Raw genomic sequence first — 26,201 nt, 5'->3', positions numbered from 1 at the left:
ACGCGCATGTCGAGCATGTTTGATTACGATGTCTCTATCAGCCCATCGCCTGCCGAAATCGACCTGACCGTGGCAGTCGATGGCGTCGCCATCAGCGCGACTATAACGTCGGTGCCTTCACTGACCTTTAAATTGACGCCGACTGGAAACCTGGTCCAGAAGATCCTGTCTGCAGTCGCATATCCCATTGCGACTCTCATTGCGTCAGAGGTCAAGGACAAACCCAAGGACGCGTTGCAAGGGAAAGTCGAGCCCATCGGCTCTGTGCCCAACTACGATACCAATGGTATCCGCATCGCCCCCAGCGCCCTGACCTTTGGTAGCGTCAGCATTGGCAACACCCCGATGCTGAAAATCGTCGCAAAGCTGGCGATCACCACTCCAACCCCCTCTTCCAGCATCTGATCTGCCTACGAGAGCACTCATCGCATGCCTACTATCGACGACTTCCTGCCGAAATTGACAGCGGCCTCCGGCCCGGCCTCCTTGACCGCTACCCTGCCCCGGCAATTTTCGGTATCGGCTTGCGGCCCCTATCCGCTGGCCACCCACGTGGACATTCCCGGCAATGCCAACGGCGGCGAATTATTACTGGCATTCAGCGACATATCCGTGTCGCCAGTGAAGTTGGTATCCATCGTTCCCGACCGTGACGCCAGTCGTATCGTGGTGACCCTGGCGCCGATGCAACTAAGCGGAACCTATGACCTGTTCGGCCTGGAAAGTGCGAGGGTGCAATTGGATACCGGCGGGTTGATGGCGCCGCTGACCAGTTTTGCCATTGGTGCGGGTACTGCTGATGATACCGATCCACCGACTATCACCGAGAAACAGTATGACCAGCTGCAGCAAGCCAACGATCAGCGCACCCAATTGAATCAGACTGCAAACGGTCGCTCGCTGCTGGATACATTCAACCAGCACAACGACGTCTATACCGAGATTTTCAATACCAATTCGCAATTGCGCACGGCCTGGATAAGGGGTGGTGCCACCGCAGAGATGTCCGACTACACGTCGCTAGCGCTGGATACACCGGGTATGCCGGTAAATCCGCAGGACAAGCTATTCGGTACTCAGCAGTGGTCCTACAACAGAAATGCTTTCACGCAGAAGCTTCATGTCTATTACGCTTGTCAAACGCCCTACCCCGATGCCGCGCTGGCCGCGTTGAGCTTTCAGGCACAAGTTTCGACCAACACTCAAAACACGCAGCAGACGGTGCTGCCGATGACCGCAGCTTCTGTTTACGACACCGTCAATACAGCCCCACCCGTGAGTCAGGCAAATCTCCTGTCGCAGACCCAGAGCCTGAGGGAGGCGCTGTCGCGGATTGCCGACAATAGCCATGACGATACCGATCTGGATCTATGTGTCCAGCACGGTTTTATCATGGACGCCGACACAATAGTGCGTGTGCAAGCCATCTATGCCGAATCATTGCGTCTGCATGATCCCAAGCGCCGCTTGCCTCTGCATAGCGGACCATTCTCCAGTTCGCTCGCCGAAAGCCGCTTCGTCTTCACCCTCAGCGAGCAGCCTGATGGCGCGCTGACGCTCAAGTTACAACGCAGCAGTTTGAGCGTACCGACACTGGACCTTGACAGGGCGCAGTGGCAGGGCCAGGCCGGTGAGGTCGCGCGTTCGCGCCTGGGCAACGCCAACTTCATCCGAGGCATCCTCGAAGACCGCATTGCCAGCCAACTGACTCGCGTACTGCGAACGCTGGCCAGCCAGGAGGCATGATGTCGGCAAGCAATTCCATTGCCGCTGTCATCCCGCAGCGGCCGATAGCATCGTCGGCATCAGTGTACGCGCGCATCAGCGAAGAACTACTGGCCGAAGACCTCGTGCGCTTCCGGCAAGAAGTTGAGCTGGCGTTGCAACCACAGGCGCCCTATCTCACCGACGTTGAACGGCAAATGTTTGCCGGCGGGAAAAAGATACGTCCGTTGGTCATGCTGCTGTCGGCACGGCTAATCGCGCAGGACGGGGCTCTGCCCGACAAGGTCTACAAAGGCGCGGCATCGCTGGAGATGCTGCATGTGGCCACCTTGATCCATGACGACATCGTCGACGAAGCGCAATTGCGACGCGGGCTGCCATCGGTGTCGGCGGCTCGCGGTAGCAAGACCGCACTACTGATCGGCGATCTGCAATTCGTACAGGCACTGCGCGGGTTTGCCACGGCGGTGGATACCGAGCGCGACATGACCTTGGTGCGGTTGGTGCTGGATACCGCGTTCGATATCTGCCGGGGCGAGTTGGACGAATTGGATCGGACCCTGCCCGATGATCACGATGCACGCCTGGCACGCTATTACCAAACCATCGACCGCAAGACCGCGGTCTTGTTTCGCCTGGCCTGCCAGGGGGGTATCGATCTGGCAGGCGGGCGCAGCCGTGACGCGCGCCGCGGCGGCTTCTTCGGCCGCGCCCTGGGTCGCGCGTTCCAGATCATGGACGATGTGCTCGATGTGGTGGAGTACGAAAGTTCGGCGGGCAAGCAGTCAGGTATCGACCTGTCACTGGGGCGACTGTCGCTGCCGCTGGTCTATGCGATGGAGACGCTGGGCCCGACACATGCGATCAGCAAATCACTGCGCGAAGGCACGCCATTGAGTGGTCATCTGTTGGGCGATGCATTGGACGACTTGCGTGATTGCGGCTGTATCGACAAGGCCTACGCGGCCGCCCGGCGCGAAGCCTTGCAGGCGTTGTTCTATCTCGAGCCATTTCCTCCAGGCCGATATCGCGATGCTCTGGAGGAATTGACGCTACACGTCGTTGATCGGCCATTGAACGGCTGAAACCGCACCTAACGGAGCACCTATGAGCACTTTGATGAGCTTTTTTCTCGACACCCTGCAACCGTGCCTCAACGACCCGGCCAATGCCAAGTTGTGGCTGCCCAGGCAACTGGCGCAGATGAAGGGGAGCGATGGCCATCTGGTGCTGCCGCTGCATGCCGACCAGCAGGATCTGGGCTATCTGACCGGCGACAACGGCAGCTATATCGCCGAGCAGTTTGCCGAGAATTGGTCCATCGTGAACCAGCAAGATTGCGTGCCCGATCCTAACAAGCAGTATCCGCACCTGAGCCTGTCAGCAATACAGGTGGACGGCTTGCAAAACATCTTCGTCAATCCGTCGGCCTCCACACTCACGGGCCAAGGCTACTCCATCAGCCTGCCATTGCTGTTCAATTACTATAACGCCTCCTCAGGGCAGAAAGACTTGCCGCAGCTTACGATGTCCGGCAACTATCACATCGACCAGTCCCTCCTGATCGGGGACGCTCCCAACACCTCGACCACTGACATCATCGGCACCGGTGCATTCAGTGTCGTGTTCAGCGAAAGCATGTTGAACGCGCAGGCCAGCGTGACCATCGAAGGCAGCGCCGCAATGCGTTCGCTGGCCATCGCGGTGAGCGAACTGCAAGTTACCGGCGTGCAGGGCGGTCCGGTGAAACTGAACTTCACACAGCTCACTCTGGATGGCGACTTTACGGGCAAAGATCAGTTAATTGAAACGATCAAGGACGCGCTCAACGATCCCGAAGGCCAGGCAGCAATGGTCGGCACGTTAAGCAACATGTTGAATTCGCCCTCCAACCTGCAAAGCGTCAACAACATGCTCGGCACACAGACCGAGAGCCTCATGTCCAGTGTGTTCGGACCACTCCCTGCCCAGGGCATGCCCGGTGACGACAGTGGCCAGGACGCGGCCTCACCCGTGGACCTGTTCCTGTTCGATCGCATGCGCGTGGCGTTGAACGAAGCGGACAGTAACTGGTATCTCCCGTGGCAGCTTGCGTCCTCGTCGGATCCGGTGCTGGAGCCTTATTCCAACCCTCAGGTCAATGTACCCGATCAGACGCTCGGGGGCCTGAAGTACACCAACATTCAGTTGACTAACCTGACGCTCACGGGCGGTTCAAACGCTCAAGCCCCGCTGGCGGCGGTCACGCTCAGCACACCGCGGATCGCCGCCACGCTCAATTTCGGCGGGCTGGCGCAAGGGCCGGTGCGTCAGCTCGATCGGCCAGGTCCGCCGGTAAGGCAGCCTGTTCCGCCGGCGCCGCCGCTTAAAGTGAACGCCGGGTTCTCGCTGACCCAGCAAGGCTTCAAGCCCGTCCCACTGGTGGGCACCCTGACCGCGACCCTGGTCAACTTGCAGAGCGCCCTGACGATCACCCCATCAGGCGCCGACGTGAATGACTTGACGCTCACGATCAGCAATATCAGCGCACGTCTGGACAGCGCCCAGATAGGTGTGTCGGTGACTCTGACGCCTCACGACGCCGCACTTGAACAGATCATCGGCAGATTGTTCCAGAAACCCGAAGTCCAGTCGCAGATTGCCAACGCGTTGAACAACGCGCTCAGCGCTCAGGCGCCGCAACTGTCCGAAGAGTTCAGCCAAATCGCGCGTAAAGCCATCCTCAACCAACTCAACAGCTAGGGGAACACCATGTCTGACAGTCAACTCGTCCAACTGCTGGAAAACATGCTATTGACGCCCTCTTCCGACTTCTACCTGTCCAAGATTCTCTACAACGCGGACGGTAGTGCCCTGGACCCACGTACCATCGCCGCAGTGGATCTGGGCTCGTTCTCGCTCGAAGGGGTTCCAATCGACATCGTTATCAAGAAACTGAATATTCGCGGGTTGAGCAACAGCCAGGTGAAGTTCGATAGTGGAACCAACCCCGAGATCGTCGTCGACGGCAGCACGGTGACCTTCCATGCCAAACAGCCCAACACGCAGGACGGGTATCAACGGCCCGCCACCGTACCCAACCAGATTCTGGCCAATGGCGAGCTGCATGTCACGCTGGACCACAGCGACATGCCGCCTGGCACCATCAGCCTGACCATCAACCATGTCGATGATTTGACCGGTGTCTTCAGTGCTACCGAGGCGGTGGATGGACAGCTCGATACAACAGTCGTCAACTTCAGCTCGTTATCAATCAATCCGGTCATCGGTAACGGCAACCTGACGATCGTCGTCGACCTGGACACGGTCTTCAAGGCCACCATCAACCAGTTGCTCAATGAGGACGCCAACCAGAAGAAGATCATCGACGCGCTCAACAGCGAGATCTCCAATCCCGATCTGCTCGCCAGCCTGTCGCAGATCGCCACCCAAGAGGCCCGCAAGGCCTTGGCCAATATCTGATCGACAAGGAGTCTCGACCATGTCCACCGACTTCATCGCGGGTCTTTCGCAATCGCTGTTGAACAATGCCAGCGAATCCATTTTTCCCACTGTAGGGCCAAAGCTGGGCGACACCACAAGCATCCCCGAAATAAACGCCAGCTTGACCTGGAGCGTGTCAGCACCACCGAAATTCGCTTTAGCCGCCAGCGGTAGCGGCCAGACCTTCCTGGTCAGCATGCCAGTGGACCTGACGGTGACAGTGACCGGCCAGGATCCCACCAGTAGCACGGTTGGCGCCAATGCCAGCGCACGGGCAACGATAAATGGCAACGGTGTGGTGCGTTTGTCGGTTACCGATATCAGCTTTGTCACAAACGATCCATTCGTGCTCGGGGTCCTGAACGCCAAGAAGAGTGATATCGCCAGCAAGGTGGACAGCCTGATATCCGCTATCTCCATACCGTTGGGGCCCATCAACGGTATCACTTTTGCCGGATACGCCCTGCTGATCGAAGGCGGGAATGCCTATGCGGCAGGCGGACTGAGCTCGCCGGTCGCGATCAGCCAGAAGCAGCCCCCGGCGGATGGCGGCTTCAACCTGGTACTCACCGAACCGCTGATCCAGCAGGTTGTCGCCAATCTGTGGTGGAGCACAGTACAAAAGACCTACTCGGCCAGCGGTGCTGTCGTACACCTGAACAGTTACAGCGCTTCGGTCAATAACGGCAATCTGACGCTGACGCTCAATCTGAGCGGTGAGTACAGCTTGGGCCCGGCAGACTGGGATATCTCCATCAGTCCGGTCACCGCGACGCTGCAAGTGGTGGTGGATGCACAACGCAACATCCGTATAAGCGGAGGCAATGTTTCCCGCCCCTCGGTCAGCATCACCCCATCCAATTTCTGGGCGTGGATGGCGACGTTGGGCGGCGGTGTAATTTCCGCCATCACCCTGGCCATCCTCAATGATGTAGTCGAAGGTCAGATTCAGGAAACGATCCAGGGACAGTTGACTCAGAGCCTGCTGCAAATCCCTGATCTAAGCGGCAACTTCGAAGGCATTACCCTGAAGGTGTCGCCGCAGAATCTGAACATCACGGGCGTAGGCAATCAGATCCTGCTGACAGGCACCGCCAGCGTCACCGCCTACTGAGCGATGTTCCGGCGGTGCCTGCGCAGGCACCGCCGGGATACCGTAATCGCCATCACATGGAGTGGACGCCCATGCCCGAAATCGCCGATTACATGTCATGGAATATCGAAAGCCTGTCATCGAAGAAGTGCGCCAAGGACGTCTTTCGCAACGTCAACGTTGCGGCCTGGATAGCCGTGCTGATTGACGAGATGCAGGCCAGTGTCATCGGTGTCATGGAAGTAACGCTGGGCACAGGCGAACAGGCCGTGCAAGTACTGGCCCAGGCCATCAACGATCGCAAGAAGCTTGTAGGCTCAGGCAGTAAGTGGAAGTACGACGTGTCGCAGCGAAATATTGAAGTGGCCCATACTTTCGCCCGGCGCGCCGACAAGTATGCGTTGCTTTGGGACGACGCAAACATCAGCGTCAGCAATATGGCCGTCGCCGCCAGCACCAAGGTGATCTTCGCTGACCGAAATCCACTGTTCTGGAACATGCAGGCCAGAACCGCTGGCAAACCCAAGGAGCTCAACTGCCTGCTCTGGCACGCCCCACAACCCAAGTATCACAAGAAAGATGCGACCATCAAGCTGCTAGCAGATCTGACCACCGAGATCGAGATCAACAACGGCAACGCGACCTTTTTGATCTCTGGCGACTTCAACTACGACACTGCCAAAGCGGCTACCTATGCGCCTCTGACCAACCTGAAGTTCTCCGGCGTATTCGATGGTGAAAAAACCACCCTTACCTCCTTGAAGTCGTTCGTCAATGACATCGCCAATCGCGAAAAAATGATACAGCAAGGCGATGTTGACGACGCCTTCCTGGTAAGCGCCTACGACAACATATTCATCCGTGGCATCACCTCCAATTGGGAGCTCAAGGTCTGTGTTCCCAACGTCATCCTCCAGGAAATCATGTACAGCTTCACCTTCATGACTGTCACCCGCATGCAACTGCAACTGGCAATGAAGAATGCCAAGATCATCAGCGACCACATGCCTATCGTAATGACTCTCGAAGAATAACCGCAGCGAACTTCGCTCTCTGATGAAGAAATGGCCATGGATATCCAAACGCTTCGCGAGAACCTCAAGATAGGACATGACGGGAAGACAACCATCGTGGCCGACACGGTGAGCACGGCGAAATTCGCCAGCTTTTACGGGAGCATTTTCGACAATCAACCACTGACAATTTCCAATGCGAGCCCTGGTCCCGACGACGGCGGCAATACGGTGCAGCGGGTCGGCACCGCCTCGCTTTTTCGCCGAGTGGATAACGCCCCGGTGACGGCCACCTTTGTGCTCGATCCGCAAAGCGGCGACGTCAGCGTCCGGCTGATGTTCACCTTGATTGGCGCGGGACAAAACTGGAAATTCTCCGACAGCTTCCCGGATTTGCCGGTCAGCTTCGACTTCAGTTCCAGCGTGACCGATCCGCAGACTTCGGCGTTGGATGACCTCGCACTGACCTCGGCGTGGTTCTATGCACTGACCGATGCCATTGCTGTTGATATCGATTTGGGCACCAGCACAGTGCCGGTGTCGTTGGACGCGGGGTTAGGCTTTGCCGGCATCGTTGAACTCAAAGGCATACTGCTGGCGTTGGAGAGTCTGCTGGACGTCCACGATAGCTTCGCGATCGGTGGCAACATTATCGAACCCACCGTGCAGGTGCCTCCGCTGCGCGACAGCGTCAACAATTTCCCATGGATAGAACACAAATCGCCACCGGGCATCAGCCTGTTCACCGATCTTGGACTGGAACTATCCATTTCCGACAAGCTTGCGCTTACCCAGACGATCTTCTCTATCTACAGCCCATTGAGCGCGCAATGGTGGACGGCCAACCCCAGCTACGAGCCATTCATGGCGATCAGTGGCGCGTTGACCATACCCAGTGCCGGTCTGACCATCGAGCTGTCATCGAAGATTCCCAAGGGCACTCGCAAGCTGGTCATCACCGGAGAATTCAGCGGTTTCAGCTTGAACAATCTGGCAGACCTGCTGGACTTGGCGGGCATCGCGACGTTGATCGACTACCTGCCCAAGTCGCTGCAAGACGCCCTGCATGACGCCGGCAAAATGCAGTTGCTGGATGCTGCGATCGCACTGACGGGGTCGGCCACCGGCCTTAGCACCGACTACGTCTACTTGACCGTTGGTATCCCGGACGCCCAGTGGAAACTGTTGGACGATGAGTTTTTGCTCGAATCCATATCCGTCGAGTTCTATGTCACCACGCCCTTTGCCACTCCAGCACCTGGCGCTTCGATAGATGCATCGTTCCTGATCGGCAAAGCCGCCCAGGTTCACGTTAGTGCCGGTTATCCGGACTTCTTTATTGCCGGCGAACTGGAAGATTCGGTGACACTGCCGCTGCAGGCGCTGGTCACGCAGTACCTGCCGGCGATCCAGCCTCCGACGGACCTGACCATCGACAAGTTGTCAGTCAACATCGATGCCCAGGCCGGCTACAACTTCTATACCGAGATGGCCAAATCCCCTGGGTGGGTGATTCCACTGGGGCCGCACAGTTTGACCATCGAGGACATTCAATTCGGCTTGTCGAAGGGGACCGGATCAAGCGGCAAGACCTCGGCTCAGTTTGCCGGCGGGCTGGTCTTCGATGAAAGCCTGACGCTGGCCATGTCCTATGACCCCACTCAGGGGCTGGCGTTGCGTGGTGCCCTCCCCCAAGTCACGTTGAACGGACTGATCGGCTGGTTATGCAACGCCGAAGACATACTGCCCAGCGGGCTCGGCGACTTGCCGTTCACCGACTCGACCCTGTTGATCACCAAGACCGAAGACCAATTCAAGCTCTCGTTCGGGACCCAGGTCGCAAACGCCGGCTCACTGGCCTTCGAGCTCTTGGACCAACAGGGTACCTGGGGCTTCGCCCTGGGCCTGGACCTGTCCCTGTGCAAACTGTCGGCGCTACCCGGACTTTCGTCTATCCAGGCATTCCTGGATATCTTTCCTATCTCCGGCGAGCAGGTGGTGATCATTTCCACGCTGAAGAAGTCCGATTTCACCTTCCCTGCGCTGGACCTGTTCCAAAATCCGCAGATCAAATCGAAGCAAATCACTATTCCAGCCTGGTCGGGCGGACTGCAAAAAGGTTTCTACTTTTACGCACAAACTCAATTGAATCAAAACAAGATCCTGCAGAATCTGGCCAAAATGCTGTCCATTTCGCAAGACACAAGCCTGGATGCCGGAGTCTTTATCGGTACCGATGCCGGCACCAACGCACGGCTCTTCGCTAATATCAGCACGGTAATCAATCAGTCGGTGATGCTGAGCGGCGCCTTGGGCGTGCAGATGCAGGCTGAAGAGGTTGAGTTCTATTTGACCGCCACCGCCCGCACCACCATCGAGTCGCAATCGGTGCGCTTTGATGTCAGCTTGGCAGTGGTGGAAAACGGAGCATTCGTATCGGGCGACATGGTGGTGGAAGGCGGTAAAAGCACCATCGACTTTTCGGTATTCAAGCTGAAGGCATTGGCATTCGAGCTTGGCATTTCCTTCGAAGGTGAACCCTCGATCGGATTTGCCGCCGAACTGGATATCGCCGACATCGACAGCTCCTTGGCGGTGTTCATCGATACCGTGCAACCTAGTCAATCCATGGTCGCCGGCGCCATCAGCAACCTGAGCCTGGCCAAGGTATTCGACGAGCTGACCGGCGCCGTTGCCTCGGACCTGCCCGGTTTTCTGCGCGATGTACTAACCCGGATAGCCGTGGGCGGATTGCACAGCTTCGACAGTGACTGGCAGGCTTACCATGATGCACTGAACCACTACGACCTGGCCAAAATCCGCGAGATGTTCGCCGCCGGCGGGATCAACCTGCCCACCGATAGCGGCCAGATCCAACTGATCGTGAACACCCCGGACCAGGAATGGTATCTGCTCGATCTTTCCATGATGTACCACTATGAAATGCAGCGTAACGGACAGCAGATCTCAGTGTCGCTCGAAGCGCAACTGTATGTTGTACCTCAGCAAGTCAGCATCGCCACATTGACGTTCCCACAGGGTTTCCACATCTTTTCCGACATCCAGTTCCTGTTGATCCGAGAACAGATCAAGGTTGAGGTCATGCCTAACAAGGGCATCGGCTTCAATGTCGAGATGGCGCCAATCGTCATCGGCAATGACAAACTGTTCAAGCTTACCGGCGCCCAGGGCTTGGGTGGCCCTAGTGTGTTGCTGTGTACCTTCTCGGACGCCAACAACCCGGAGCCGCACTATCGAGTTCCCGCGTTCCGGATCTCAGGCGAGGCTTATCTGTTGGGGATCGGCCCGCAAATCGATATCGATATCCAGACCGACCGTTGTCATTTCGAAATCAAGGACACCACTTTCGGCGGTTCGACCTTCAACCTCCAGGCCGATATCAACGGTATTGATTCAATCAACGCACAGGGTTCGGCCAGCGTCGGCATCGACCAGTCCATCGATCTGGGACCGCTCGGTACGCTAACCATAGACGACACCATTAATGCTGCCCTGGATTTTGGCTGCACAAAACAGGAAATATTTGCCAACGCCTCGTTCAGCTTCACAGTGGCCAGCAGTACTCATGACATCGCTGCCTTTGACCTGGATATCAACGTCGGTCCGCTGGGCAACCTGCCGGGCATCCTGCTGGACAAGATCAAACAGTTCTTTGTCGGATTGTTCCAGGACGCGAAGAAATGGTTGGAATATGTCTACCAAGGCATCTTGAAAGGAATTGAAGGGATCGAGCAAATCGGTAGGGTCCTCAGAGACACCTTCAAACTCGCGTGGAAGCAGGCCGCCATCGTTTTGCAAGCCGTTGGCTATGTTGCCGAGGACGTGGAAAAGATGCTGATTGCAGTCTTCAACAAAACCGCCGAAGAAGCGCAAGAGATTGTCGATTTTCTCTACAACACCATCAAGAATTGCGCGATAAAGAGCGGTCTGCTGGCCGCCGCATGAGAGAGAGGTTGTGTTTCGGCCCAAGCTGATCCAGCGATAGCTACGGAGAAGGCGTTGACTGCTCGCCGGATCACCGATTAAAGGGGATTGATTACAGGCTGCGGCCAAGAAACTACGAGGTGCTCAAAGGTGTTATTAACGCCCTCTTTGCTCTTGGGTTTAGCTCAGAGGACGGATTACTTATGAACACACTTTCGTGAACTTCTAGCTCGTTATAAGCACGAGGTCTTCCTATCTATCAATGGCTTGCAATTCTTATGAACGTATCACACCGCCCATAAGTGAAATTGAGTAATATGTTTCGAGTGTTACTGCTGCGGCGCACCTGCGCCACACACCTTGCTTCGCTGTTCACACTCCCTGTACGATTTCCCCAGTTTGTTTGGCCATCCACTCATTCCAAGGAAGGACCATGCGCTTCGTACAGTTCCTCAGCAATCCTCCTGAAAATTTCAAGGGTGGAGCCCGCCAGCGTGTGAAACGGCTCGTTGCCGAGATGTCACCGGGGGTGAAGCCTCACACGCCAACTCCACGAAACAACACGGTCCTGCCTCTTTCGATGTATGAAGGTGGAGTGGCTGACACCCGGCACGAAGACTGCCACCGAGGACACCTCATTGCTCTGGAGTTTGGTGGGCCCGAGTCCTCGAGCAACCTGGTTCCGATGTATGGCTCATTCAACTCGGGAGGTATATGGCGCCAATTCGAGCGTGAGCTTGAGAGCTGGGTGGATGCCGCAGGAGGTAATTGCGAAGTGGCCATCACCTGCGATTACGCTACCGAAATTTCCGAAGAACAGCGTGTGCCCACGCGGTTCACGATTATCACGAAAGTCCTGGCCGGCCTGCACGTCAATCGCACACGCACGTGGCCTATTCTGCATCCAAAGCCAGCGCCTATCATCGGCGGTGCCGACCCGACGAAGAAGGCCGAATACCTCGCACTCATCGACGAAATGACAAACGCAGGCTGGGACATCCAGGACCAGTTGAATACTGTAGGGTTTCCCTCTTACCGACGGCTCCCCGTTTTTCCTGCCGCGGCAAGGCCTTACGCGTTCCTCGATTATGCCGAGTGGAAGTCCGTCAAGGATGACCCCAAGCAGCTTGCGCATTGGAATGACCGCGTAATACTGTCGCAGGCAGCCGAATTTTCAAGCACACAGATCGAAACTATCCGCGCAGTCAACCGCGTTCTCAACGATGGGTATCTTATAAGCGACGACATCGTTGACCCTGTGTACACCGACAAGTACCGCATTCCAGGCCAGCGGGTTGGTCTACTGGTCGAAGGTGGTCATGATCTCACACCTCAGGTCGATCACATTATTGCCAAGTCTGCCAGCGGAGCGGCCGTTTACAGCAATGCCATGTTGATCAGCGCCAAGCACAACAGCGACAAGCGCGCACGATTGGCGTTCGCAGACAGCAATGCTTTGAGCAGCATTGTTCGCGGTACCGGCAGAGTCAAAAGATATAAGCCTTACTGAACTTGATTTCGAAGACTCGATAGCTGCAGGCAAGCATCAGTGCCTGCCCTCCTCTCGGGCCTGTGAGCTACTTATGAACATCTGACATCGCCCACTTGTTGAATACGATATATTCATAAGGTCCCACCTGGTGTCAGCTTCAGACATTGCGCCTTAAATTTCTGTCGCCTCCTCAAATCGAACCCGCGGACGCTCTGCTTGGAGCCTCTCATCGATTGCACTGATGATTACTATCGAAGCCCCCGCCTATTGGGTTGCCAGAACCGATTCATATAATCGCCTCCAATTTCTCCCTTCCGCCTGGCTTCAGGCGAATTCCCCCCGGAACCCAACACCATGCCAAGCGCAAGCCAGGCCCCTCGAGGTCTTCCCGAACATAATCAACAGAGTGTCAAGCAGCAATGGCTGGCGATTCTCTCGGTCGCTGTGGGTGCCTTCGCCTTGGTGACCAGTGAGTTTCTCCCGGTGGGCGTACTCAACGACGTCGCCGGTGATCTGGGTATCAGTGCCGGCCACGCCGGACTGATGGTTACCTTGCCCGGCATCATGGCCGCCCTCGCCGCGCCATTGCTGTCTGTCGGCATTGGCGCCATGGACCGTCGCTATCTGCTGATCGGCCTGACGCTGATAATGATCATCGCCAACTCGGTCGTGGCCTACGCCAGCGACTTCAGTCTGCTGCTGTTCGGCCGCGTACTCCTGGGCATCAGTATCGGCGGTTTCTGGGCCACTGCCATTGCCCTCAGCGGCCGCCTGGCCCCCAAGGGAGTCGGCGTAGCCCAGGCCACCTCGATCATCATGGTTGGCGTGACATTGGCCACCGTACTGGGTGTGCCCGTAGGCACCTGGCTGAGTGGCCTGATGGGCTGGCGCATGACCTTCCTGGTCACCGCGCTGTTGGGCGTACCGGTGCTACTGGCGCAGATATTCCTGCTACCGCGGCTCACCCCGGAAAAGGCCATTCGCATCAGCGACCTGCCGGCCTTGTTCATCAATCCACAATCTCGGGTTGGCTTGATCGCTGTACTGCTGATTGGCCTGGCGCACTTTGCCGCTTACACCTATGTCGCCCCCTTCTTCAAACACAGCGCAGGCTTCGACGGGCCGACTATTGGCTCATTGCTGCTGCTCTATGGCGTGGCCGGGGTAATGGGTAATATTTTCGCTGGTTTCGCCGCCAACCGCAGTGTCCGTCACACCCTGTTGCTGGTCGCCCTGATGATCGGCACCAGCACCGCCCTGTTTCCCTACTTCGCCACGGGCATGACCGGCGCAGCGATGCTCATAGCGCTCTGGGGCTTCGCCTTCGGCGCCTTCCCGGCCTGCGCCAGCATCTGGATGTTTGTCGTAGCACCCAAGGATGTGGAGCGCGGCATGCCGCTCTTCGTCGCTTTGTTCCAGGTGATTATTGCCCTGGGCTCATTCTTTGGCGGGCAGATCGTCGACCAACTGGGCAGTTCGGTGCTGTTGAGCCTGGCGACGGCCCTGGTGGGCTGCGGTTTTGTTACGGTGCTTGTGCTGGGGAGTAACGTCAGCAATAGCCTGGCGGCCCAACCCAGCTAACCAAGAAGGCTGGTCAAGTGTGCACCTGGTTCATTCAAACTCCTGCCGATTCTCCGGAGTGATCAGCTTGAACGGCACCCAGATCAATGGTGAATCCAGGCTCTCCCCCCTGGCCAGGCGCAACGCAACCTCCACCGCGCCATTCGCCTGGCCGATAGCGTCCTGGAACACACTCACGGCCATCTTGCCATCGGCCATCAGCTTCAAACCGTCAGGCGTGCCATCAATGCCACCGACCCAATAGTCCTTGGCATTTTTACCGGCCTTTTCCAGCCCCATGATCGCGCCAATAGCCATCTCATCGTTATTGGCGGCGATGATCGAAAAGTCCACGCCCGCCTTGACCCAATCGATAACAATGGCAGCCGCCTGGCTACGCTCCCAGTTACCAACCTTCTTCTGTACCACTTTCATGTTCGGGTATTTGGCGACGACCTTTTCCACATCTTCGGTGCGCATCAACGAGGACTTGTTGTTGGGGTCCCCCACCAGGATCACCACATTGCCCTTGTAGTTGGCGCGACGGGCCAGCTCTTCCATTTGCAGTGTGCCCGACTCCAGCTCATCAGATCCGACGAACGCCGTCTGCCCCGGCCATTTGTCGGGGGCCGGGTTGCGGTTGACGAACACCAGCGGGATTTTCGCCGCAGTGGCCAAACGCAGCATTTCAGGGGCGCTCTTGGCATTGACCATCGCGACCACGATGGCGTCTACCTTGGAATTGACCAGGTTACGAAACTGGCGCATCTGCAACTCGGCGCTGTCATGACCATCTTCCATGAAGATATCGGTATCCAGCACGGCGGCATGCTTCTGCACGCCATTGCGCAGGATGGTCTGGAAGTTGTCGTCGTATTTGGCCATGGCCACGCCCAACAGCGGCGTAGCGGCCTGGGCCAAACCGGCAGTAAGGCAACTGATACCCAAGGCAAGCGTCAACCACTGTTTCATGTTCGGTCTCCCCGGCGTCATACGCTGAAATGATGGAGCAGCTCACGCTGCACCTTGGCCATGTCCGACAGGCCCTGGCTGCTGCTGGCCGTACGCTCGGCCCCCTCGGCGGCCTGTTGGGCGGAGTCGTTGATCTGGGTGACCATGCGGCTGGTTTCCTGCACCGTGGCACTCTGTTCCTCGGTGGCGGCAGCGATCTGGATGTTCATGTCACGGATGGTGCCCACCGCCTCCCCCATCGCCACCAGCAGCTCATCGGCGCCAGAGGCCAAGGTCACGCAGTTGTTGGATTGCACCTGGCTTTCGTTCATCACTTGCACGGCGGAATGAATCTTGCCCTGCATCTGGCCGATCATTTCCTGGATTTCGCTGGTCGACGCCTGGGTGCGGCTGGCCAGTGAACGCACTTCATCAGCCACCACCGCAAAGCCCCTGCCTTGCTCGCCGGCACGGGCCGCTTCAATGGCGGCGTTGAGCGCCAACAGGTTGGTCTGTTCGGCAATGGTGCGAATCGCATCGACGATACTGTCGATGTTCTGGCCATATTTCTGCAGTTCGTCGGTGACCGCCGAGGCCTTGTTCACCTGCTCGGCCTGCTGGCGGATATTGACGATGGTCTCGGCTACTCGCTGTTGCACCTTGTGGGTCAGCTCGCTGGTGTCGTCCACCGCGCTACGGGTGTCCTGCGCCCGCCGCGCGACTTCTTCGACGGTACTCTCCATCTCGGTCATCGCCGAAGCAGCGGAATGCAGGCGATCTTTCTGTTCATCCACTACCCGTGTGGTCTGCTCGCTGACCACCGCGTTATCGCTCGCGGATTGGGCCAGGGTATCGGCGGAGCCGATCAGCTCACGGAAGGTGGTCTGCAAGGACTGGGTCAGTTCGTTGAGGTAGCCGCCGAGTTCACCGAATTCATCTTTGCGACTGACATCGAAGCGCACCCGCATGTCACCCCGGGTAAGCTGCTTCAACACCTCGCGAAAGGCCGCCAACGGCCGACGCAGGCTGAAGGCCACCCACGTACCGATCACCAAGGCGGCCAACACCGCCAGCACACAGACGATCAACAGCAGGCTGAGGCTGTTGCTGATGGTGGCGTCGGCATCGCTCTTCGCCGCGCTGGCCACGTCAAGAGACTGGCTACCGAATTCGCCGATCTTGTCCAGCGTGGCCTGCAGGCGGGTTTCCGTCGCCTGGCGTTGTTCGCGAACATGGTCGGCCAGGCTGGCTTCCTGCTGAAAGGCACGGTACAGCCCATCACTGCCGGTCAGGTCGTTGAGCAAACGGTTGACCATGACCGCGACGATGCGCCCTACCCTGGGGTCAACCGCCCAAAATGCCTGGACCCGCGAGTTAATCACCTCGTCCTGCAGGTTAAGCAGGCGCTGCAAGGTCACGATATCCGGCTTGGCGGCGTGGGCGGCCAGACTGTCGTAGGACTTATTGACTTCCAGCAGCAACTTCTCCGCTGCGGCCAGGTGTTCATCGGCACCGGCACTGCGCTCACGGGCGATATAATCGCGCAGATAGCTGGTCAGCTGGACTCCCTGGCTGCTGCTGTAACCTTGCAACTCGTGGGTCAGGGCAACTTGCGCCACATACTGGCGATGGGTCTCCATCAGGCTCTGGGCCTGTTCGACATAAGCCGCACTGAGTTGGCGTTGTTGAGTCAGGTTGTCGCGTAGCTGCGGGTGATCGCCGATATAGGTCGGAATACTCTCGAGCAATTGAGTAAAGCGCACCAGGCTGTCGTTGAATGGCTGCTTACCGTCATCGATCTGCTTGGGGTCATTGCTGATAAGAACAGCCAGCAGCGCCTGGTTGGCCCTGAGGATATGAACGTAAAGCTCGCTGGCCGCCCGGCTCAACGGTGCAGATTGGCCGGTAATGATCGTCAAGCGTTCGCTGATCGAGTGGGTGCTTTGATAGCTGATGCCGACCATGGTGAGCAACACCACCAACAACACGGCAAAGCCGCCAATCACTCGCTGAAGAATGGTCATGGCTATCCTCTTTTATTTTTATACGGACTCAAGCGTGCGTTGCACAGAGCACCAATCTTGGCGGTTTCTTGGTAGCCTGGAATATTATCGGCGTGGCAATGACCAACTTTAGGCTCCGCCTGTTGGCAACGGTCGCTGATCGCGATGAATGACGCGCATCATTAACGACTGAGAATAGCCATACGCTAAGACACCTGAAGTTTCTTTTGAAAAAAGCGCGTAATCGCACTTTTTGAATAAGCTCTTTTAGCCGTTTCCACCCTGTGCCGATAACGCATTCCATCGCGCGATGACCGCCACCTCGGGGTGGTGGGCGTCGTAGGTGAGAATGCTCAGTGATGCCGTATCCAGTGGAAAATGCTGTGCTGAAACCACCGGCAACCCCACCCATCGCATGGCCAGGACCGAAGAAAACTGACCATGGGAGAACAGCGCAATATTGCCGTCCAACGCCTTCAGTTGAGCAATGATCCGGTCAGCACGACTGGCAATTTGCTCTGGGCTGTCGCCGTGCGGACAGCCGTCGCGAAAAAGATTCCAGCCCGGTCGCTGCTTGAGAATATCGACCGAGCGCTTCCCTTCGTAGTCGCCGTAGTCCCACTCCACCAAGTCCGGGACGATGACGGCAGATGCTCCCAGCCCCGCCAATGCGCAGGTTTGTTGCGCGCGCTTCAGCGGGCTGGTCAGGACATGGCGGAAGGGGATATCCCGCAGCTGCGCTGCAAGAGTCTTCGCCTCCTCCTCACCATGCGCCGTCAACGGGATATCCGTGCGACCGGTATGCTGGCGGGAAAGTGCCCATTCGGTTTCGCCGTGTCTCATCAGATAAATGTGTACGGGATCTTTCATACGGCCGGACTTTCCTGAGCAGCGTCATATTCACCCCGGCATGCCGCGTGGTTACATCTGAGCCTGTGTAACAGTGCCTGTTGAGCGGCCACCACATTAGCCTCCTCACCGCGCCAGATCTCCAAAGCCGGCTGCTGAACGGCACGAGCAAAGGAAAACGCCAAAGCCCAGGGCTGCCGTGACTTGAACGCCAGATTCATGGCGTTCAATCGGGCCGAGGCCAGCTCTGCCGATTGTCCTCCTGACAAGAATGTAACGCCCTGGACAGCGGCGGGAACGGTTCGCAGCAGACAGCTCACGGTTGCATCGGCCACTGCGGCCAGCGTTGTCGGCGTGGTGCATCCCAAGCCGGGAAGCACCATATTCGGTTTCAAGATCATCCCCTCGAGCAGCACCCGTTGGGCGTGCAGCTGTTTGAAAACAATGCGCAGAACCTCCTCCGTTACTTCGGCGCACCGTTGCAGGGTATGTTCACCGTCCATCAGCACTTCCGGCTCGACGATGGGCACCAGCCCCTCCTCCTGGCACAACGCGGCATAACGGGCCAGCGCCTGGGCGTTGGCCTCGATGCAACCGCTGCTGGGAATGCCGCTCCCCACGGTGATGACCGCACGCCACTTGGCAAACCGGGCGCCCATTTGAAAGTATTCCTTGAGCCGGTTGCGCAGCCCGTCCAGGCCCTCGGTGATTTTTTCTCCTGGATGAGCGGCCAGATCCGTTGCACCGATGTCCACTTTGATGCCTGGAATAACACCCGCGGCGCCCAGGGCGTCACTGAATGAGAAGCCGTCTTTTGTGTGCTGGCGAATGGTTTCATCGTAGAGAATCGCACCATTGATGTAGTCGCCCAGCCCCGGCGTTGTCACGATAAGCTCCCGATAGAGCCGCCGGGCCTCCTCGGTCTGGGGGATGCTCAATGGGGCAAAACGGCGGTTGCACGTCGGAGTGCTTTCGTCCATGGCCAGCAACCCTTTGTAGTCGGCGACCAGCCTTCTGGTGGTGTCTATCAGTGCTTGCACATTCATGTTCAACTCCTTGTCAATAATGGAATCAGCGGCTCCCCGATCGTCCACGACCATGGGGGTCATGATTGCCCTTGCCTGAGCGTGCGATGATTTTCTCACCCGTGAATGAGGATTTCCGGCGGCTGGCCACAGTGTAGAAGATGACCGAAGCGCCAGATTCACCAAAGAGCTGCCCCAGCCCTGGACACCCGTTAATACTCAGGATAAAAAACATCAAGTCCGTTTTGTTCTATGCCCATGCATTGACAGCCATTTGATATCACGCTCTACTTCGGCTTACATAAAGCTATATCCATATAAGGAAATGAAAGCATGCGCAAGGACGCTGAGCAATCGAGCTTGCTCACCCTCAAAAGCGTCGTCAATTCGCATTCAACTCTTTGATTTTATTCTGCGCGCATCATGATTTTGGTGCGTTCTAAACTGGGTCGATTCGAATAAAGAGGGGCACCTTCTCGTGGAGAACTACAAAGAAAAGCATAACCTGTCCTCCCTGCCTTTCTGGGTGCTCTCCGCGAGACAACTCTGTGACCTGGAGCTTCTGGCTAACGAGGCCTTTTCGCCACTGACGGGTTTTCTCGGTTTAGAGGATTATCTCAGCGTCGTCCACCACATGAGACTGAGCTCGGGTGCCCTTTGGCCAATGCCAATCACCCTGGATATCCCGCAGGCATTGGCTGATCAGTTGGTACCCGGGGGCGAGTTGGCGCTACGTGATCCGGAAGGCCTCACATTAGCCGTACTGGCCATTGAGTCAATCTACCAACCGGACCATCACATCGAGGCGTTGCGGGTTTTTGGCACCCAGGACAAGGGCCATCCCGGTGTGGCAGCCTTGTATCGGCAGCATGCTTTCAATGTCGGCGGGATCATCAAAAAAGTCGACTCGGTGACGCACTATGATTTTTCTGATTTGCGCTTGTCGCCCGCGCAAGTCAAACGCGAAATAGCCCGTCGTGGCTGGGACGCGGTCGTTGCCTTTCAAACACGTAATCCGATGCATTGTGCCCATGTCGAACTGACCCTTCGCGCCATGAAACAGGCCAATGCGGCCTTGTTGCTACAGCCCGTCGTCGGGCTGACCAAACCGGATGATATCGATTATTACACCCGTGTCAGGTGCTACAAACACGCCCTGAAGTCTTACCCCGCCGATGCCGTCCTGCTGTCATTGCTGCCGTTGGCCATGCGTATGGGCGGCCCCCGTGAGGCCGTTTGGCACGCCCTGATTCGCAAGAACTTTGGTGCCACGCACTTTATCGTTGGCCGTGATCACGCCGGTCCCGGCAACGATAAGCACGGCAACGCGTTCTACTCCCCCTATGCCGCCCAGGAAATGGCGTTGGCACATGCGCAGGAAATCGGCCTGCAGATCCTGGCCTTCGAGGAAATGTTGTATATCAAGGAGGAGCGACGTTACGCGCCGGCCTCAGAGGTGCCACCAGGTGCCGCCGTGTTGAGCCTGTCGGGAACCGCCGTCAGGGAAAAACTGGCCAGCGGCGCGGAAATTCCCGAATGGTTCAGTACACCCGATATCGTCGCAGAACTGCGTCGTTCATATCGTCCGAAACAACAGCAAGGCTTTGTGCTCTTTTTCACCGGGCTGTCTGGCGCCGGCAAGTCAACGATTGCCAATGGCATCGCCGTGCGACTGCGGGAGGACGGGAGACGAACCGTGAGTTTGCTGGATGGCGATGTGGTCCGACATAGCCTCTGCAAGGGGCTCGGTTTTTCAAAAGAGGACCGCGAGGCCAATGTAGAGCGTATTGGTTTTGTGGCTATCGAGATCGCCAGGGCCGGCGGGATCGCAATCTGCGCGTGTATTGCACCCTACGCGAGTACGCGCCAGGTCTGTCGAGAGTTGGCCGGCACCCACAAGACGGCCTTTTTCGAAATATATATAGCGGCGGATCTGGAGGTTTGTGAAAGACGTGACCGAAAGGGTTTGTATGCCAAAGCCAGGGCCGGGAAGCTACCGGGGATGACGGGTATTGATGCCCCCTATGAAGCACCGCTCTATCCCGACTTGCGAATTGACACCGCCTCCCTGAGTGCGGCCCAGGCGGTGGAGTTGATCATTGCCACCCTGGTCGAGCTGGACTATCTCCCCTCCTCTCTCCTTCATGAGCCCTGAACCACAACAGCCTTGTATACACCCATCCAAGTAGCCTGAGCCCGCTGTGTTTCCAAGGAGAACGACGTGAACGTGACCGACAAACCTGTGTCCACTGGCAATGCGCGCCCACGGCCCATCTTGATGATCCCGTTGCGTCGCTGCGGTAGTCATGCTCTGCGCCTACGTCTCAATCTTAATCCGCAGTTCTTTTCACCTTATCCGTTGCACATCGCTGACTATATGCCGATTGTTCCCCTGTACGGTGATATCGCCGATGACAACGCCTACTTTCGCATGGTGGTCGATGTTGTCGGTCTGCAGGCCGCCAGCATCGTCAAATGGCCCGGTAGCGCTTTCGATCCGATCGATATTTTCGAGCGGGTTCGCCACGAGCCGCGAAGCGTGCATCGGATTACCTGGGAGTTGCTGTTATGCGCGGCGGAACAGCAGCACGCCCATGTGGCGATGGACAAGTCGCTCGACGATGTGCACTACGCCCATGAACTCATGCAGCTTTTCCCCAATATGCTGCTGCTCAATGTTGTCCGTGACCCCCGTGCGCAGGTCGCTTCAATGAATCGCGCGATCATTCATGACTTCGACACCTTGATCAATGCACAAACCTGGGTGGCGGCGCATCGAGCGGCGCAATCCTTGATCGAGCGTTACCCCGGGCGCGTATTGACCATACGCTATGAAGATTTCCTGCTCGATGAAGAATCGACGCTCAAGCAGATCTGCCATTTTTTCGGCATTGAATTTCTCGACAAAATGCTCGACATCTCCGAATCCCGGGAGGCAAGGCAGATTTCGAAAATGTCGGCGCTTTGGTCATCCAACAGCTCTTCGCCGATCACCACGAATATTGATAAATTCAAAGGGCAACTGAGCACCCAGGAGATCGAGGTTATCGAGACCCTGGCCAAGGAGTTCATGTTGCGATATGGCTATGAGCCCATGACCGAGGCCAATTTCGCCTTTGACACGCACATGTTGGTGGACGCCGCCGAGCGCTCAGGTGACGCCCGCAAATTTGCCTGGCAAGACTTGGAACAGAAGAATTTCCAAGACTACATTTTGCGTCAATACCGCGTGGACTACCTGGCCTCGGTGCGCAGTCGGCTTGAGCGAAGTCGATAACGCCAGGCGGATGGCGGAGTAGCCGGGCAAATCGGCATAATCCGCCTATCCCACCTCAAGCAAGAGAATTTCATGGCGAACCAAGACATTACCTTCCTTCCCGACCCCGACGCGGATTCCATCTCCTCCGATGTTGCCGGTTTCGGCGGCCTGCTGGTCTCCACCCAGATCCCTACCCGTGCCGACGGCAGCCTGGAACTGGGCGACATCACCCTGCAGAGCGAGTGCACGCTACAGGCGCTCAAAGTGGCACTGGAAAAAGCCGGCAGTTCCATGGACCGGGTTCTGCACCTGACCATCTACCTCACCGACATCGCCGATCGCCCCGCCTTCAACGAAGTCTATAAACGCTTCTTCGCCAAGCCCTGGCCGGTGCGCGCAGCCGTTGGCGTGGCGGCCTTGGCGGTCGAAGGCATGCGGGTGGAAGTCACCGCGATGGCCGCCAAGGGCTGAGTTCGCGGTTTTATCCGGCGGCCGCGCTCAGCGAGTGGTCGCCGACTGGCAGCATTCGGGTGTCGGTCAGGCGTTTCGCCGCTACAATGCACGCCTTGACCGTGAAGCCTGACTAAAAAAACATGTCCCTACCCAAGCATCACCTGGAATTGCTCAGCCCCGCCCGCGACGTAGCTATCGCCCGCGAGGCCATCCTGCATGGCGCTGATGCCGTGTATATCGGCGGCCCGAGCTTCGGCGCGCGCCACAACGCCTGCAACGAAGTGAGCGATATCGCCGGATTGGTGGAGTTCGCCCGTCGTTACCACGCCCGGGTGTTCACCACGATCAACACGATCCTGCACGACAACGAACTGGAACCGGCCCGCAAGCTGATCCATCAGCTCTACGATGCCGGCGTCGATGCCTTGATCGTCCAGGACCTGGGCGTTATGGAGCTGGATATTCCGCCCATCGAGCTGCATGCCAGCACCCAGACCGATATCCGCACCCTGGCACGGGCGAAGTTCCTCGACCAGGCCGGCTTCTCGCAGCTGGTACTGGCCCGCGAGCTGAACCTGCAAGAGATCCGCGCCATCGCCGACGAGACCGATGCCGCAGTCGAGTTCTTCATTCACGGCGCGTTGTGCGTGGCGTTCTCCGGTCAATGCAATATCTCCCACGCGCAGAATGGCCGTAGCGCCAACCGTGGCGATTGCTCCCAGGCGTGTCGCCTGCCCTACACCCTGAAAGATGACCAGGGTCGTGTGGTCGCCTTTGAGAAGCACCTGCTGTCGATGAAGGACAACAACCAGAGCGCCAATATTCGCGCCCTGGTCGAAGCCGGCGTGCGCTCGTTCAAGATCGAGGGGCGCTACAAGGACATGGGCTATGTGAAGAACATCACCGCCTACTACCGCCAGCGCCTGGACGACGTCCTCGAAGACCGCCCGGACCTGGCCCGTGCTTCCAGTGGTCGTACCGCGCATTTCTTCTTGCCCGATCCGGAGAAAACCTTCCATCGTGGCAGCACCGACTACTTTGTCAGTGATCGCAAGATCGACATTGGTGCCTTCGACACCCCAACCTTCACCGGCCTGCCGGTGGGCGTGGTGGAGAAAGTCGGCAAGCGCGATATGCAGGTGGTGACCCATGAGCCGCTGTCCAACGGCGACGGCCTCAATGTGCAGGTCAAGCGCGAGGTAGTGGGCTTCCGCGCCAACATCGCCGAACCCAAGGGCGAATTCGAAGAAGATGGCGAGAAGCGCTATCGCTACCGCGTCGAGCCCAACGAGATGCCGGCCGGGCTGCACAACCTGCGGCCGAACCATCCGCTGAGCCGTAACCTGGACCACAACTGGCAGCAAGCCCTGCTCAAGACCTCCGCCGAACGCCGGATCGGCCTTTCGTGGGTGGCTCGTCTGCGCGAAGAACGCCTGGAACTGACCGCCACCAGCGAAGAAGGCGTCAGCGCCAGCGTTGCCCTGGACGGTCCGTTCGGTCTGGCCAACAAACCGGAACAGGCCCTGGAGCAATTGCAGGACCTGCTCGGCCAACTGGGCACCACCCAGTACCACGCCACCGATATCAAGCTGGATGCGCCACAGGCGTATTTCATTCCTAATTCGCAGCTCAAGACCTTGCGCCGTGAAGTGATCGAAGCGCTGACCGTGGCCCGTGTGGCCGCGCACCCACGGGGCAGCCGCAAGGCCGAGACCACGCCGCCACCGGTGTACCCGGATTCGCATCTGTCGTTCCTGGCCAACGTCTACAACCAGAAGGCCCGCGACTTCTATCACCGTCACGGCGTCAAGCTGATCGATGCGGCCTTCGAGGCGCACGAGGAGACCGGTGAGGTGCCGGTGATGATCACCAAGCACTGCCTGCGTTTCTCCTTCAACCTCTGCCCCAAGCAGGCCAAGGGTGTGACGGGCGTGCGCACCAAGGTCGCGCCGATGCAGCTGATCCACGGTGACGAAGTGCTGACGCTGAAGTTCGACTGCAAGCCTTGTGAGATGCACGTAGTCGGGAAGATCAAGGGCCATATCCTTGACCTGCCGCTACCAGGCAGCGGCGTGCAGCAAGTCGTTGGGCATATCAGTCCTGAAGATCTGCTCAAGACGATTCATCGGGCGCCGCACTGAGAGTATGAGGGGCTGACAAAAGGACGGGGAGCTAAAGCTCCCCGTTTTCAGGCGTCTGAGTCATGCGGTACAACATCTGTTCGAGGGCGCTCCTGAATACACCCTCATGCGCCTCTCAAACCTACGCAACACCAGGAAATGTCCGACTATCTATCCTGGCAGGTTTAGTCGAGTCTATGGACTGGATCGCTGTTGTTCACAGCACACGGCCAGGAAGGCTATGTTGATGATGGCTACAAGCCCTTGGGGCAGCCGTCATGAGATGTCTCCGGTCACTTGTCAATTGCAGGAGGCATGATGAAACTATCGCTTACCTTATACGATGCACTGACAGCTGCCACCATTCCGGCAAACAAGGCCAAGGCAGTTGTAGATGCCTGGGAGGCCGATGTGGAAAATCTCGCGTCAAAATCTGACTTGCAACAAACCGAGACACACCTCAAAGCCTCCATCTCGGAGCTGGGGTCAGCCATCAGGGAGCACGGCGTCGAATTGCGCGCACTGATCAAGGAACAGGGCGCCGAACTGCGCTCTTCCATTTCGGGGCTGGAGTCGCAGAACAAAATCCTGCGCTGGCAGTTCGGCCTGATTTTTATTTGTGTCGCGGTACCGCTGCTGAAAATGGGGCTTGAGTTACTGGCCAGGTCATCCTGACCACCCACTATACAAATATCGCTCCGGCAACGTCGGCTGTTGTGAATGCCAGTCTTTCACCGGCGGTCCAGTTGACCGACGCCCCCGCGGTATTGTTGCGAATGGCGGTCACCGCGGCCTGTTGTGCTGCCGGTGTATTGCCCCAGACCGCGAGGGTGGCAGGCTCTGCCGGCAGTGCGGATTGGTTCCGTGCTGATCGGCGTCCAGCAGCAGCCGCGAACGCTGCCAAAGCCAACTGTCTGGTAAGCCGCATGGGCATTCCTCACCCAGTGATTGACCATCATGAGCTTCCAGCGGTTTCTGTTTCCCCAGGTCAATATCATGCCCTTCGGCATGTGCCAGAGCCTGGCCAACCCCATGGCGGCGTCACCCCAGGCCGCCTACCGGCAGTTGAAGGTTATTTCCGACTATCTGAAACGGGTCGAGCCCCACAGCCCGGTGCCCTACCTGATCAACCGTGCAGTGGATTAGGGGAATATGGAGCTGCCGGAACTGCCTGGCTAGTTGATCAAGGCCGACCCCGATATCCAGCGGATCTGGCGATTGCTCGGGGTC

The 26,201-nt window shown here is 57.8% G+C and carries 19 protein-coding genes and 1 pseudogene; 16 read left to right on the top strand and 4 right to left on the bottom strand.

All coding sequences use genetic code 11. From position 1 onward, the window contains the following. Positions 1–6: 6 nt before the first annotated feature. The 10 genes from M5C56_RS15475 to M5C56_RS15430 all read left to right on the top strand — a co-directional run bounded on the left by M5C56_RS15475 (position 7) and on the right by M5C56_RS15430 (position 14,332). Positions 7–405 carry a hypothetical protein gene (locus tag M5C56_RS15475; protein WP_103494130.1) on the top strand — a complete coding sequence of 133 codons (399 nt, stop codon included), beginning with the start codon at positions 7–9 and terminating at the stop codon, positions 403–405. A 24-nt stretch (positions 406–429) separates the two neighbouring features. Next, positions 430–1,746: a hypothetical protein gene (locus M5C56_RS15470; protein WP_103494129.1), complete on the top strand. Its 1,317-nt coding sequence runs from the start codon at positions 430–432 to the stop codon at positions 1,744–1,746. Further along, positions 1,746–2,810, top strand: a complete 1,065-nt coding sequence (locus tag M5C56_RS15465) for a polyprenyl synthetase family protein (protein ID WP_103494128.1) — start codon at positions 1,746–1,748, stop codon at positions 2,808–2,810. Before M5C56_RS15470 ends, M5C56_RS15465 begins: the two co-directional genes overlap by 1 nt. Before the next feature lie 22 nt (positions 2,811–2,832). Beyond that, on the top strand, positions 2,833–4,467 hold the full coding sequence (locus tag M5C56_RS15460) for a hypothetical protein (RefSeq protein ID WP_103494127.1): 1,635 nt from the start codon (positions 2,833–2,835) through the stop codon (positions 4,465–4,467). Positions 4,468–4,476: 9 nt separating this feature from the next. Further along, positions 4,477–5,187 (top strand): hypothetical protein, encoded by a 711-nt coding sequence (locus M5C56_RS15455; protein WP_103494126.1) that lies wholly within the window; start codon positions 4,477–4,479, stop codon positions 5,185–5,187. Between the two features lie 19 nt (positions 5,188–5,206). Beyond that, positions 5,207–6,322: a hypothetical protein gene (locus M5C56_RS15450; protein WP_103494125.1), complete on the top strand. Its 1,116-nt coding sequence runs from the start codon at positions 5,207–5,209 to the stop codon at positions 6,320–6,322. 71 nt (positions 6,323–6,393) lie between these two features. Beyond that, complete coding sequence (locus tag M5C56_RS15445; protein WP_103494124.1) at positions 6,394–7,335, top strand: hypothetical protein; 942 nt, start codon at positions 6,394–6,396, stop codon at positions 7,333–7,335. Positions 7,336–7,371: 36 nt separating this feature from the next. Next, on the top strand, positions 7,372–11,280 hold the full coding sequence (locus tag M5C56_RS15440) for a hypothetical protein (RefSeq protein WP_103494123.1): 3,909 nt from the start codon (positions 7,372–7,374) through the stop codon (positions 11,278–11,280). Positions 11,281–11,692: 412 nt separating this feature from the next. Next, positions 11,693–12,769 (top strand): DNA/RNA non-specific endonuclease, encoded by a 1,077-nt coding sequence (locus M5C56_RS15435; protein ID WP_103494122.1) that lies wholly within the window; start codon positions 11,693–11,695, stop codon positions 12,767–12,769. A gap of 336 nt (positions 12,770–13,105) precedes the next feature. Then, complete coding sequence (locus tag M5C56_RS15430; RefSeq protein ID WP_103494121.1) at positions 13,106–14,332, top strand: MFS transporter; 1,227 nt, start codon at positions 13,106–13,108, stop codon at positions 14,330–14,332. A 30-nt stretch (positions 14,333–14,362) separates the two neighbouring features. Here M5C56_RS15430 and M5C56_RS15425 read toward each other — a convergent pair whose 3' ends face one another. The 4 genes from M5C56_RS15425 to M5C56_RS15410 form a co-directional block, all read right to left on the bottom strand. Continuing rightward, positions 14,363–15,283, bottom strand: a complete 921-nt coding sequence (locus M5C56_RS15425) for a substrate-binding domain-containing protein (protein ID WP_103494120.1) — start codon at positions 15,281–15,283, stop codon at positions 14,363–14,365. Positions 15,284–15,300: 17 nt separating this feature from the next. After that, complete coding sequence (locus M5C56_RS15420) at positions 15,301–17,286, bottom strand: methyl-accepting chemotaxis protein (RefSeq protein ID WP_103494119.1); 1,986 nt, start codon at positions 17,284–17,286, stop codon at positions 15,301–15,303. Between the two features lie 246 nt (positions 17,287–17,532). Next, positions 17,533–18,135, bottom strand: a complete 603-nt coding sequence (locus M5C56_RS15415; protein ID WP_103494118.1) for a histidine phosphatase family protein — start codon at positions 18,133–18,135, stop codon at positions 17,533–17,535. Further along, on the bottom strand, positions 18,132–19,160 hold the full coding sequence (locus M5C56_RS15410; RefSeq protein ID WP_103494144.1) for a class I fructose-bisphosphate aldolase: 1,029 nt from the start codon (positions 19,158–19,160) through the stop codon (positions 18,132–18,134). The genes M5C56_RS15415 and M5C56_RS15410 overlap by 4 nt, the downstream gene beginning before the upstream one ends. Positions 19,161–19,617: 457 nt before the next feature. Here M5C56_RS15410 and M5C56_RS15405 point away from each other — a divergent pair, with 457 nt between their 5' ends. From M5C56_RS15405 to M5C56_RS32485, 6 genes and pseudogenes are all read left to right on the top strand, one after another. Beyond that, on the top strand, positions 19,618–21,294 hold the full coding sequence (locus tag M5C56_RS15405) for a bifunctional sulfate adenylyltransferase/adenylylsulfate kinase (RefSeq protein WP_103494117.1): 1,677 nt from the start codon (positions 19,618–19,620) through the stop codon (positions 21,292–21,294). A gap of 66 nt (positions 21,295–21,360) precedes the next feature. Continuing rightward, complete coding sequence (locus M5C56_RS15400) at positions 21,361–22,416, top strand: sulfotransferase (RefSeq protein ID WP_218171190.1); 1,056 nt, start codon at positions 21,361–21,363, stop codon at positions 22,414–22,416. 72 nt (positions 22,417–22,488) lie between these two features. Beyond that, complete coding sequence (locus M5C56_RS15395) at positions 22,489–22,869, top strand: RidA family protein (RefSeq protein WP_103494116.1); 381 nt, start codon at positions 22,489–22,491, stop codon at positions 22,867–22,869. A gap of 122 nt (positions 22,870–22,991) precedes the next feature. Further along, positions 22,992–24,992 carry a U32 family peptidase gene (locus M5C56_RS15390; RefSeq protein ID WP_103494115.1) on the top strand — a complete coding sequence of 667 codons (2,001 nt, stop codon included), beginning with the start codon at positions 22,992–22,994 and terminating at the stop codon, positions 24,990–24,992. Between the two features lie 297 nt (positions 24,993–25,289). Next, positions 25,290–25,646 carry a DUF1640 domain-containing protein gene (locus tag M5C56_RS15385; protein WP_103494114.1) on the top strand — a complete coding sequence of 119 codons (357 nt, stop codon included), beginning with the start codon at positions 25,290–25,292 and terminating at the stop codon, positions 25,644–25,646. A gap of 372 nt (positions 25,647–26,018) precedes the next feature. Then, positions 26,019–26,150 (top strand): annotated as a pseudogene (locus M5C56_RS32485) (type VI secretion system protein TssA); the annotation flags it as partial. Positions 26,151–26,201 lie beyond the last annotated feature (51 nt).

Source organism: Pseudomonas sp. MWU13-2862, assembly GCF_023242495.1.
GTDB lineage: Bacteria > Pseudomonadota > Gammaproteobacteria > Pseudomonadales > Pseudomonadaceae > Aquipseudomonas > Aquipseudomonas gingeri_D.
The sequence above is the reverse complement of the archived record's forward strand: the minus strand, read 5'-3'. Positions and strand labels throughout refer to the sequence as shown.